Raw genomic sequence first — 12,210 nt, 5'->3', positions numbered from 1 at the left:
GGTCAATCGTCGTGCAACAACCCCGCACCATACTCGCCAAAACTATTGCCCAGCGCACTGCCATGGAAACTCATCGGGTTGGCGTTGCTGTGGGTGGGTCCCGGGCCAAAGCCGGCCGGCTGCACCGAGTCGGCAGAATAATCACGATGGGCACTCACACCCGAACAGGCGCTCAACAGCACGGCACCTGCGATTAGCGAGACCTTGATCAGGTTGGCGATCATTTTTTTATTCCTGTGGGTTGGGGCGTGGGGACATGACCTTTGGCGGTCATCCTATGCCTCGTCTGTGCCGGGCATCATGAAACAATGCGCGGCGACAGCATCGGTTCAGGAACCCTGTGCACCGGGCGATATCTTGCCAAGTGCACAGGTATAGAGCCCCAGCGACGCACCATCAGGCAATGATGTCTGCGCTAGCGAGTGTCGCAACACCAATCAGGGAAATCTCGAACTCGGCAGCCGTGTCGGCATCGGTGCTGCCGAACAGGATGCCACCAGCGAAGCGCACCTGCCCGGTCGCGTTACTGCTGAAGGCGTTCGCCCCGATAAAACTGAAGGCATCATTGACCGCGGTGGCCACATTGGCGTCCAGGGTCGACAGGTCGATTTTGTCGCCTTCACTGGTTTTGAAATCCCCAATCACATCGCGCAAGGCGCCCAGGCCCATTTCGCTCAAGGCATCGAAGTCGAAGCGATCGGCGCCGAGATTGCCATTGAGCTGGTCAACACCCGCCCCGCCTGTCAGCAGGTCGTTACCGGCGCCGCCATTGAGCACATCATTGCCCACGCCCCCGTTGAGGGTGTTGGCCGCCGCATTGCCGGTCAGGGTGTCGTTGAAATTACTGCCCGTCAGGTTTTCGAAGGCCAGCAGCGTATCGCTGCCTGAACCACCGGTGGCCTGAGCAGTAGTCAGGGCCAGGTTGACCGTCACCGCACTGGCGGCAAAGGCAAAGGACGCGGTATCGACACCATCGCCGCCATTGAGGATGTTGTTGCCGGCACCGGCAAACAGCGTGTTGTTCAATGCATTGCCGGTACCGTTGGCGGCCGTGGTTGCCAGCAGGCGCAGGTTTTCCACGTTGGCGCCCAGGGTATAACCCGCCAGGGAGCTGTAGACAGAATCCGTGCCACCGGTGGCGGCGACCGCATTGGTTTCACTGACCACATCGCCGACGTTTTCGACAAAGTAGATGTCCGAACCGTCGCCACCCACCAGTGTGTCGACGCCGGCCCCTCCATCGAGGGTGTCATTGCCGGCGCCGCCATTGAGCCCATCATTGCCTGCGCCGCCACTGAGGGTGTTGGCCGCCGCATTGCCGGTCAGGGTGTCGTTGAAGTTACTGCCCGCCAGGTTTTCGAAGGCCAGCAGCGTATCGCTGCCTGAGCCGCCCGTGGCCTGGGCGGTGGTGACAGCCAGACTGGCGATCACCGCACTGGCGGCAAAGGCAAAGGACGCGGTATCGACACCATCGCCGCCATTGAGAATGTTGTTACCCGCCCCGGCAAACAGCGTGTTATTCAACGCATTGCCGGTACCGTTGGCAGCCGTGGTTGCCAGCAGGCGCAGGTTTTCCACGTTGGCGCCCAGGGTATAGCCGGCCAGGGTGGTACTGACCATATCTGTGCCGCCGGTAGCCGCAACGGCATTGGTTTCACTGACCACATCGCCGACGTTATCGACGATGTAAGTGTCCGAACCGTCGCCCCCCACCAGTGTGTCGACGCCGGCCCCTCCATCGAGGGTGTCATTGCCGGCGCCACCATTGAGCCCATCATTGCCCGCGCCGCCACTGAGGGTGTTGGCCGCCGCATTGCCGGTCAGGGTGTCATTGAAATTACTGCCCGCCAGGTTTTCAAAGGTCAGCAGCGTATCGCTGCCTGAGCCACCCGTGGCCTGGGCGGTGGTGACAGCCAGGCTGGCAATCACCGCACTGGCGGCAAAGGCATAGGACGCAGTATCGACCCCGTCGCCACCGTTGAGAATGTTGTTGCCGGCCCCGGCGAAGAGCGTGTTGTTCAACGCATTGCCGGTACCGTTGGCAGTCGTGGTTGCCAGCAGGCGCAGGTTTTCCACGTTGGCGCCCAAGGTATAGCCGGCCAAGGTGCTGCTGACCGTATCCGTGCCACCGGTCGCCGCGACGGCATTGGTTTCACTGACCACATCACCGACGTTATCGACAACGTAAGAGTCCGAACCGTCGCCACCCACCAGAGTGTCTGCACCGGCACCGCCATTGAGGGTGTCATTGCCCGCGCCGCCACTGAGGGTGTTGGCACCGGCATTGCCGGTCAGGGTGTCGTTGAAGTTACTGCCGGTCAGGTTTTCGAAGGCCAGCAGCCTATCGCTGCCCGAGCCACCAGTGGCCTGGGCGGTGGTGACAGCCAGGCTGACCGTCACCGCACTGGCGGCAAAGGCGTAGGACGCGGTATCCACACCATCGCCGCCATTGAGAACGTTGTTGCCGGCACCGGCAAACAGCGTGTTGTTCAATGCATTGCCGGTACCGTTGGCGGCCGTGGTTGCCAACAGGCGCAGGTTTTCCACGTTGGCGCCGAGGACGTGGTTCGCCAGGGTAGTGTTGACCGTATCGATGCCACCGGTAGCCGCAACGGCATTGGTTTCAACGACGACATCGAACAGGTTATCGACGAAGTAGGTGTCGGAGCCGTCGCCGCCGGTCATCCTGTCGATGCCGGCACCACCGTTGAGCGTGTCGTTGCCCGCATCGCCGTTGAGATGGTCGTTTGCACTGCCGCCCGTGAGGGTGTCGTTACCCGCCCCGGCATCAATGACCACGCTGCCGACACCCGCCCAGGTCAGCACGTTGGCCGCGGCATCGCCCGCCAGGCCGGTCAGTTTGTTGCCGCTGGCATCGAAACGCTGGAAGTAAGTGCCTGAACCTGCGCCGTCCTGGCCGATCGACTCCCACACCACCACATAACCGCCATCAATCAGCGTGGTCACCCGTGTGATGATCTGATCGCCCGCTACCGTCGTGTTGACACGGGTTTCCGCACCGACCAGAGCGCCACTGGCATTAATACGCTGGGTAAAGACACCGGATGCGTCACCCGGGCCGTTGCCGACCCATGTGATCAGATAACCGCCATCGAACATTACCGAGACGTGAGCCTCTCCCTGAGCACCCGTGGTCGTGGTGTTGACCCGGGTCTGCGGGCCAATCTTGCCGCCGGCGGAGTTATAGAGCTGGGAAAATACGTCTCTTTGTTCCACTCCGGTAACAGTATTCGGGTAAGACTCCCAGACGAGCAGGTAATTGCCGTTGGCCTGCACAGCGACCATATGCTCGGACTGGGTATCCACAGAGGGTATGTTGACCAGGGTTTCCCCACCGACCTTGGCACCAGCCGAGTTAAAGCGCTGGGTGAAGATGCCGTAGTCATCTCCCGGACCATCCCCCTCCCACACCGCCAGGTAACCACCGTCGGGAACACCAAAAATCTGTGGAAAATCCTGAGGCCCCGCAGTGGTGGTGTTGATGTGAACTTCCCCACCGACCTTGACCCCGCTGGCATTGAAGCGCTGCAGAAAAGACCCGAAGTCGCCAGCGGTTTCCTCTGCCCCCCAAGTCACCACATAACCACCGTCGGCCAGGGCGGTAATTTCAGGGGAATCGCGAAAGCCTGCCGTGGTTGTATTGACCACAGTCTCGCCACCGACTTTGGCCCCGCTGACGCTGTACTGCTGGGTAAAGATGCACTGCACCCCACCGGTATTGAGACCGGACCAGGTCACCACGTAACCGCCGTTAAGCAACCCGACCACCGAAGGCTGACTCTGCTCGCCCCCCAGCGTGGTGTTGACCAGCGTCTCGCCCCCCACCTTGGCACCGCTGGCGTTATAGCGCTGGGTAAAGAGACCGGTGGCGTCACCCACACCATTGCCTTGCCAGGCAATGACAAAACCACCATCGATCAACCCGTAGATATTGGGATCTCCCTGTTCCCCTGCAGTCGTGGTGTTGATCAGAGTTTCACCAAAATTTGGCATGGCATACCCCTTCTGCAGGATGACGAGGCGAGTCGCGGAGATTTGAGAGATTGAGGATAGATGGGTGCCATCAAAACGCTAGCTCGTCTGTCGGGTATGGATCCGATTTATGGGAGGTTGGGGGAAGCAGGGTTTCAAAAAGAGCAGCGTCCTACACGACATCAGGAATTGTCCGTACACTCCGCCATTGCTGCGCCTTTGCCACGAGTCCTATAGTCCGGCCCACGCCCTCACGGCGTCTCGGGTTTGGCGACTCGATTGCAATTGAACTGAAGCCTTCGACCATTTCGGAGCGCTTCGGAACGCATCTCGCTGCCTGTTTTATGGTGGCTGTGCGCGGGAGACCTCAGGGTCTGCCGGTTTCTCCATTGCCCGGTTCGCCAACCCGCGTACGGCTACCACCCTCTCGTTTGGCGACGATTGAGTGATAGCTCTCATAAACTAATGGAGCTTCACTTATGAATGAGTACATGGCTTTAACCAGCAATGCCGATGACCTGCCCTCGCTGTTCGTCAACACCACCCAGCCTCTGCATTCACTGCTCAGCACGGCCAGCTACAGAATTCGAGCTGTAACGCAGATTCTTGAAAATCTTGCGATGCGGGGTGACATCACCAGCGATACGGTGGTTCTCAGCGACTTTGCGTTGTTGTGCTGCGTGCCGTTGCGCGATGGTTGTGATGTGTTGGATGTGATTGCGCGGCGGATGGATGCTGAGTTGTCCTGATGCAAAAAAGGGGCGCCTTTCGGGGGCGTCCTTTTGCATTCATGATTACTACCCGGGATGAAAACGCGTCGATGATGGATTGGAGCAACTAACTCACAATCGCCCGTAAACAAAGGCCTTGGTAACTCTCTGATTTTCTTTGTACCAGTTTCGTACCACCCTCCTCCTAAACGCGTTTCTCTCGCTTTGTCTTGAAGCAAATTTTAAGCAACCCTTTTCGGCTCCAATCAGGGGCACTCTCGCCTATGCTTAAGGCTTTCCAAATGGAGTTAAAGGCATGGCAAGTGAATATTCCCTCCCAGTTGTTCTAGAAAAGATTTACGAAAACCAGATAGCCCTGGAAGCTGCCATCATGGAACTGACCCTTTTAGCAGAGCAGCAGGGTTTCTCCGACTTCGGTGACAGCGCCCGCACGGCGCTAGATCGAATTGGTGAAAACGCCGGTTTTATAAAGCAGGGATTAGCACGCCTGAAAACAATGAATAATTACTAGCCTTGACACTACCCGCGCGTGTTTTTTCTTATTTTAATGGAGGGGTATAAAATTGGACCCAAAAAGAATAGAAAGGATCGAAAACAAAATTCGAGGCGTTCTCAAAAACTGCCTAATAAAAGATAGCTGGCCAGATTATGAATCCGTATCCACACACCTCGAGTCATTATCTAAAGAAATATTAAAAGACAAAAAAGAATGGATAGACTCAATAGACGTCTTCTCTATATTTTATGATTTCACCTATGAAGCAGTCAGGGCCGTAGTAGGTGAAAGCCCGGCAATCGAAGGGCAACTCTGGAACGAGATTCTCGGCGAAGAAAATGGTCAACACTTAACTAATACCTTTAGGGATTATCTTTTATCAATACCTAGAGAAATCCATGTTTATTTACCTATTCCAGAAATCACAAAAAACATCCCTACAACAATAATACTCAGCAAAGACGCATCACTAGTTTCTTTTCTCGAGGCAGATCAAGTTCCCGGCGGATACACTCGCAGCCTGCTATCTCCAGACAACAAGCTAGACCTAGGAAAAGTTTATTTAAAGCAAAGAATTTATGGGCATGCGAGTCGACGATTCGAGAGCACAGGAAACAAAATCGCAATCAACAACTTCAAAATAATTCTCCAGCAGGGAATAACCAAAGGCTTATTCAAACAATCCAAGGAAGGTAAAGCCGGCTTCGGTCTTTTCGGATTACTAACCCACCATCACATAAAAAAGCTTACCATCGTCTCTATTGACGAAGGCTTTGAAAAACCAAAAACGATAACCTCCGAACTCCCAATAGATCTATGCAAGTTGTTGAACAGCATAGATATAAACTGGGATGACGAATCCATCAAAAACTCAAACGAACAAAACCAACTAGACAGAACAATCACCTCAACGCTCACTAAACCCGTACAATTAATTGAATTTTCCGGCGATGAGGCGACAAGAGTGAAGGCAGCCATTATTTGGTGCTTCGACTCGTACATTGTTGAAAATCAGACATTGGCATTCTTACAAGTCTGCTTTGGACTAGAAGCGTTACTGGGCGACATGACCTACAATGGAAATCTAACCGAGACGCTTGCAGATCGGTGCTCGTACTTGATAAGCAACAATATCAAGGGAAGGCGAGCAATAAAGAAAAATTTTAAGGAGCTATACGAGGTCAGATCAAAACTAGTCCATGGAAATGCTACGGAGCTTGATAGCAATCAACTTGGCCACTTAAATTGGGGCAAAAGTATTTTGGAATTCGCAATCTTCAAAGAGATAAAACATCTTGATCTTTGAGCTACGCACCCGCCCAAGCTTCCCCAGCTGATAACGAGGGTTCGATTCCCTTCTCCCGCTCCACTATTTTCAAGGCCTGCAGCGCTGTTCACCCTTTACCGCATCCCACACAGGGACGTACTGGGGGACGTTTGATGAAATCCCGCATAGCCTGACCCCAACCCCCTGTATAGGTGCCAATCCTAAAATCTGTGGGGGGTCCAAAAAAAAGTAATATTAGTAATATCTCCTCCGAAAATCAGCTACAGCCCACGTAGATCAAGGCGTCCAGCCGTTTTATGCAAAGGCGATATTTTAGCGATAGGAAGGCGATATTATTACCTTTCTATAAAGCTATATTTCCACTCCTTAAAACCCAATGAATCCGGGGGTTTGGCGGAAATATTACTTTTCATATCGCTTAATATTACATTCCCTTGTAATACCGAAAGCCCAGTAAAACCGGGGCCTCCAGACCCATTGCCGCCCCCGTATAGCTGATATCGCTCTTTTGGAGATGACCACCCCATTTTTAAGAATCAATCGCATTAAAACGCAAGAATTGGATCGGATTCATGAAGGTGAACCTGGTTGAATCTGAAGCACGATTTTCCTGATCTCAGGCGTCAACCTCGGTGATAGACTGTCAAGCCAGAAATGACTATCGTTGGGCTGCTTATATCTTGGTATCGGACACTTAAATATAAAAGGATGATTAGATGATCGACGCTGCCAGTGTCAAAGGAATCGGGACTGCTATTAAAACCTGCGTTAACCTTACTAAAAGTGTAGGCCCGCTTTTCATATCTCAGTTCGACTATGCAAAATTCAAATACCTAGACTTCAAACAAAAGCAAGCCCAAGTGGCAGGTTATGCCGAGTTCTTCTTTGCTGAAACACGAGCACTCGTCGAGCTAAAATCAGAGCAACGGCGAGACAGCTTGTCAAAAACGGGATTAGAACGAATCAAAGCGGAAGAAAATATAAATCTAATATCCAAAGAAATAAATAAACTACTGGTTTACTCGAAAGTCCCAACCCACATTCGCTACTTGGAACTAGACCAAAACCAACAAGAAGATGTTGCTGTCGATGAAGTCATCAACATTAATGACACCTGGATTGACCGATTCAACGACCTAGCTAGCAAACTAAATGAAGAGTGGCGCCAAAATCTTTTGGCAAAGGCGTTTGCCATAGAAGCAGATAAACCAGGAACAATTGATTTAGACACTCTGTTCACAATCGGGAAGCTTGATCAGAAATCGTTCTACTTTTTCGACGCAATTCTTTCCGCGTCACTAAAAATGTACGAAGTTTATGTATTACCCCTTGAACACGACACTCTCGATGTAGAGTTTGACATCAACGGAAATAAATACAACATCAGCAACATACTCTATCAACTACAGCACACAGGCTTATTGGTCTACGACGATAAAATGGGAGTACATCTAGAATCGCAAAAGCTAGTGCAATTTCGTTACCAGAATGATGTTCTAGCAGCGATATCCCCTAAAAATGAATTCATTCCTGCCATAGTTACGACTAGGGCTGGTTCGGCTCTTGCCTCGATGTGCACAATTACATCGAGTGAAACAGGACGCAAAGTATTTGACACATTCGAAAATAAACTTTTGCAATTGAGAGCGCTACATAAACGCTACGTTTATTGATTCAGTAGTTATTCGCTGTCAGCGCCTGTACCCTAGGCGCTGACTTTCAACCGTTCCCCCATCGATCCGCTTAAAACAGCGTCCGGCCACGGTCTTTTTGAGTGACTCAACCGACGCCCAAGCTATTAACAATAGCAGGCGCGGAAGTGAACAATTTTGTGAAATGCTCTGAACTCCCACACACCCTACTTTTACTGGCCTCCAGCGCAATTTGTATGAGTGTGCGGCACCATTGTTGCCCTGTTGATGTGAACGTCAAAATTATGAAAACCCTCGAAAAGAGCATTTTTTTCCAGGGCGGCCCTGTAAATAGGGAGGTTCATAAACTCGCCGTTTTTTGTTGCATCAGACTATCTGCTGCAAACACCTCTCACTTTTTTGCAAAACTTTGCACGTTGTGAAACAACCACTCACCGGTCAGAGCCCACGGCCGGCCTGCGGTGCAACATGCTTTGCACCACCCATCCGCTTTGCACAAAAAGAGGACCCAAAGCCCGTCGGCGGGAGGGGGAAAAGTGCGTTCCTTGCCTGCGCTTTCTTCGCGCAAGAGTTTTTCCAGTTAAGAGAAGGCACATGGGGGCGTGCGCTGCCCAAGCGCCAGCGGCAGCCAGTGCAGTCACGTAAATAGTGGAAATGTTGGCACAACACGACCTTTCTATCTGACCCTAAAAGGGTCAATATGACTTCCAAGGGGGACGCAGAAGGCGCCGCCCAAACCAAGGAAGCCAGATGGACCTAGATGAAAAAGCCTACCTCGAACTGGATAAGCTCCAGCTAGAAAATCGGAAGTTAGTCGCTGAGACCCGCAAGCTAATCGCCGAAGAACAGAAGTTGAGAAGGGAAGGAATGTTTTACCCGCTACTGGTTGGAGCGGCCCTGATTACCGCGGTAGTTTCCCTGATCAACCTGCTAAACAAACCCTGAGTCACCGGCCCCGAACATCGGGGCCAACCCTCTCGGCCTTGAGCTTTACCGGGAATCAGTCCAAATTACCCAAAAGGGCCGCGATAGGCGCGCCTGCCAACCCTTACGAGGATGAACGATGAACCACACCCACAAGACGCCGATCAAGCCGATGGCCGATGAGATCGCCGCCCTGGACAAGCTCCTGAGCAAGAAGCCCACCTACGGCTTCGTGCCGTTCTTAATCGGTGCCGCCTGCGCCGGTATGGTGTTCATGGCGTACACCTATATCTCGCACCTGTAACTGACCTTTTCCAGATTTTGCCCCAGTGTGTTGGGGCTTTCGGACTTTCAATGAAACGAATTCAGCATTATGGACCGCCTACGGCGGAAGATCTGGCGCGCCTGAAAATCGAACTGGGGTTCACCAGTCCACAGATGGCGGATCTGGCCGGATTGGGGAAAGGGTCACAGTGGCGGAAGTACACGGGCCGTACTGAGGACCGCGTGATGGGCATGCACATGCACTTTTATATGGCGGCGTTGCTGACGCTGAGTGAAGAGGAATTAGCCCGTGTCGTGGCTACCATGCGGGCGCAGGGGGCCAACGTCGAACTAGGGCCACTACCAGCCGGCCCGCCGGCTTTGGCTGAAGCCCAAGTTACTGCGAAATTGCCCTCCACTTGACCAACCGGTTACGTTCGACCTGACCAGAGATGGCATCGGATTTGACCAACCTGCTTTGTAATCATGATCGGCAGAGAACTGCCAAAAGCAGTCACGCAGCGTTTACAAAACAACGGTCGATTCACACCTCACGCCAATCCATGCCGATTGATCGATATTAGTAGACCTAAAGCTAGCGTTATTCGGAGATTGCTGGGGTTGGCATTAGTACTCGAACACAATCAGCGTTTGCATGTTTCTCCCAGAGAAGAGCTCGCTTGCCATCAGATGATAACTATGAAATCTATTTACTTTACTTGCAAAGCGTGCTAATTAGACCAAATCACTGAAAGGAGTCACGGATGCAGGTTAAAATCGAAGATTTCGGGCCAGTTAGTAGTTTTGAGTTTGACAGTGACAAAATATTTCAACTGATTATTGGTGACAACAATATTGGTAAGTCGTATGTTTTGTCTGCGTATTACTTTGTTGTTAAGTCTCTTCTAGACCTTGCTACCCTCCCGTGGAGATATTATCAATTTGCAGAGTTCATGGAGGCTCAGGAAGATTATTTTGATGATAAAACTGATGCTGAAGTGGACAAGGTATTAAAAGCCAAATTAGGTTCCAGAGATATAGATATAACGCTTTTTTATAAAGAGTGCGTCAAATTTGCAATTACCCAGTCCTTTCTTAATGTGTTTTCTGAGTATGTTGATGGTTCTTACAAGGAGGTAGGGTCCGTCGTTAATAAGATGTCTGGTGCAACTCAGGCCAAGATAACCGTGACATTACCGAAACTCGAATTTACGGTCGCTGGGGATGTTGGCTCTTTTTCGGTAGTGAACATAAATCTTGGGTATAAAGTTGTATATCGAGAATCTAAGCAAAATCGCGATCCGGTTTTTCAGAATAACACATTTGTCATTTATAAGACGGCGGGCGTAAAGGAGCACGCTCAAAAGATACGGCAGCGTGCATTTGCGCAGACTACCAGTAAATTGCTTTCTGGGCTAAACGGGTTCAGGGATATAAATTATCTTCCGGCCTCTCGCTCTGGCCTTTATCAGGCACTGTCTGCCTTTGGTCAAATTATTGCGGAGCTATCAAAGAGCAGATCATTTTTAAGTTCTAAGATCGAGTTGCCGGCGATATCAAGACAGCTGAGTGATTACTTTATTAAGTTAACGAGCATTTCTGACGTATCAGAGTTGACGTTCCCAGAGTTGGGGGCAATTGCTGACAAAATTGAATCATCTGTACTAAAAGGGAAAATTGAATACGACTTTGAAGAAAAGCGTTTGTACTACCGACCTGAGGGTACCGACCTTAGATTAGATTTATCCGCTACTTCATCCATGGTTTCAGAAATTGGACCAGTCGTTGTCTATATTCGTCATATTTTAGGAGCCATTCGCGTAGGGCGTGTGGCTAAGAGTTCGCGCCGCTTTAAACAAAAATTGGAGATTTCTAAATCAATATTGGTGATTGAGGAGCCTGAGGCACATTTGCATCCTGATAACCAATTAAAAATGACGGAGCTATATGCTGAACTAGCTAAATACGGAGTTCACATTGTGATGACCTCTCATAGTAACTACGTATTTAACAAGGTTAGCAACTTGATCGTCGGTGGCGTGCTATTGCCAGAGCAAGTAAAATGCGATCTTTTTGATATGACCTCGAAGGGTAGTGTTGGTCGAGCTCAGGGTATCGATGAGTACGGCATCGATGATAATAATTTCTCCGATGCTTCGGAGGCTCTGTTGGCCGAAAAGCTAAATCTGTTGGGTTCAAAATAAAAATGATCTCGCAACTTTATTCTGACGAAAAAGTATTTGAAGTTTTAGCTTATTCGATCGAAGAGGAGGGAATTTCCGTAAGCCTTGGACAGTCTCTCTTGATTGGCGATGAAGTAGATGTAGATAAAGCTATTATCATGAAGCCGGATTTATACTACTGTACGCAAAGAATGAAGGGATATACTCCAAAGTCGGCAGACGGAATAGTTTTTGTTGCTAACGGCGATGACTATCATTTGTATGTTGCGGAACTTAAGTCGTCCCGACTAGCCGATGTAAAGCGATCAGACATTAAAGAGAAATTCGACACGATATTTGAGCGTTTTTTTGCCCAGGACTATGCTCACGTATTTGACAATCTAGCGGCGCCTTATAATTTGGTCACATTGAATATCTGGCTGGTATGTGACCCTCTAAGATTGCGATTAAAGGCCGCCGATGAGGATGAGTTCATTAGATTAGCAGCAGCTTCAAAAACTAAAATGAGGACATTGTTAGCTGATTACGCGACCGGGTTCAAACCATACTCTTTCAAAGGGATAGTAGCTACTGTACAGCCGATGTTATCCCCCCCAATTATTGAAGTTGATGGCTTCACAGACTTACTTGCTTAATATATTACTATTTTACAGTATCAAGTGAGTCGCCCTTCAATTTA

11 protein-coding genes are annotated in these 12,210 nt (G+C 50.7%); 9 read left to right on the top strand and 2 right to left on the bottom strand.

What is annotated here, in order from left to right:
* Nucleotides 1-2 precede the first annotated feature (2 nt).
* Together AC07YV_RS21900 and AC07YV_RS21895 are read right to left on the bottom strand one after the other, a co-directional pair.
* Nucleotides 3-224 (bottom strand): hypothetical protein, encoded by a 222-nt coding sequence (locus AC07YV_RS21900; RefSeq protein WP_102701185.1) that lies wholly within the window; start codon nucleotides 222-224, stop codon nucleotides 3-5.
* Between the two features lie 172 nt (nucleotides 225-396).
* Complete coding sequence (locus AC07YV_RS21895) at nucleotides 397-4,014, bottom strand: calcium-binding protein (protein ID WP_146025389.1); 3,618 nt, start codon at nucleotides 4,012-4,014, stop codon at nucleotides 397-399.
* Between the two features lie 458 nt (nucleotides 4,015-4,472).
* Here AC07YV_RS21895 and AC07YV_RS21890 point away from each other — a divergent pair, with 458 nt between their 5' ends.
* From AC07YV_RS21890 to AC07YV_RS21850, 9 genes are all read left to right on the top strand, one after another.
* Nucleotides 4,473-4,742, top strand: a complete 270-nt coding sequence (locus AC07YV_RS21890; RefSeq protein ID WP_102701188.1) for a short-chain dehydrogenase — start codon at nucleotides 4,473-4,475, stop codon at nucleotides 4,740-4,742.
* A 277-nt stretch (nucleotides 4,743-5,019) separates the two neighbouring features.
* Entirely contained in the window at nucleotides 5,020-5,235 is a 216-nt protein-coding gene (locus tag AC07YV_RS21885) for a hypothetical protein (protein WP_102701189.1), read from the top strand.
* Nucleotides 5,236-5,287: 52 nt separating this feature from the next.
* Nucleotides 5,288-6,526: a HEPN domain-containing protein gene (locus tag AC07YV_RS21880; RefSeq protein ID WP_102701190.1), complete on the top strand. Its 1,239-nt coding sequence runs from the start codon at nucleotides 5,288-5,290 to the stop codon at nucleotides 6,524-6,526.
* Between the two features lie 698 nt (nucleotides 6,527-7,224).
* Nucleotides 7,225-8,181, top strand: coding sequence for a DUF2806 domain-containing protein (locus tag AC07YV_RS21875; protein ID WP_102701191.1), 957 nt, complete (start codon nucleotides 7,225-7,227; stop codon nucleotides 8,179-8,181).
* 729 nt (nucleotides 8,182-8,910) lie between these two features.
* Nucleotides 8,911-9,105, top strand: a complete 195-nt coding sequence (locus AC07YV_RS21870) for a hypothetical protein (protein ID WP_008048542.1) — start codon at nucleotides 8,911-8,913, stop codon at nucleotides 9,103-9,105.
* 118 nt (nucleotides 9,106-9,223) lie between these two features.
* The gene (locus AC07YV_RS21865) at nucleotides 9,224-9,388 is read left to right on the top strand and encodes a hypothetical protein (RefSeq protein ID WP_158248455.1); all 165 of its coding nucleotides are present in this window, start codon (nucleotides 9,224-9,226) and stop codon (nucleotides 9,386-9,388) included.
* 50 nt (nucleotides 9,389-9,438) lie between these two features.
* Nucleotides 9,439-9,771, top strand: a complete 333-nt coding sequence (locus tag AC07YV_RS21860; protein WP_102701192.1) for a transcriptional regulator — start codon at nucleotides 9,439-9,441, stop codon at nucleotides 9,769-9,771.
* Nucleotides 9,772-10,112: 341 nt separating this feature from the next.
* On the top strand, nucleotides 10,113-11,552 hold the full coding sequence (locus tag AC07YV_RS21855) for an AAA family ATPase (RefSeq protein ID WP_102701193.1): 1,440 nt from the start codon (nucleotides 10,113-10,115) through the stop codon (nucleotides 11,550-11,552).
* 2 nt (nucleotides 11,553-11,554) lie between these two features.
* Complete coding sequence (locus AC07YV_RS21850) at nucleotides 11,555-12,166, top strand: hypothetical protein (protein WP_102701194.1); 612 nt, start codon at nucleotides 11,555-11,557, stop codon at nucleotides 12,164-12,166.
* Nucleotides 12,167-12,210 lie beyond the last annotated feature (44 nt).

The organism is Pseudomonas sp. GW456-E7, assembly GCF_059424105.1.
The sequence above is the reverse complement of the archived record's forward strand: the minus strand, read 5'-3'. Positions and strand labels throughout refer to the sequence as shown.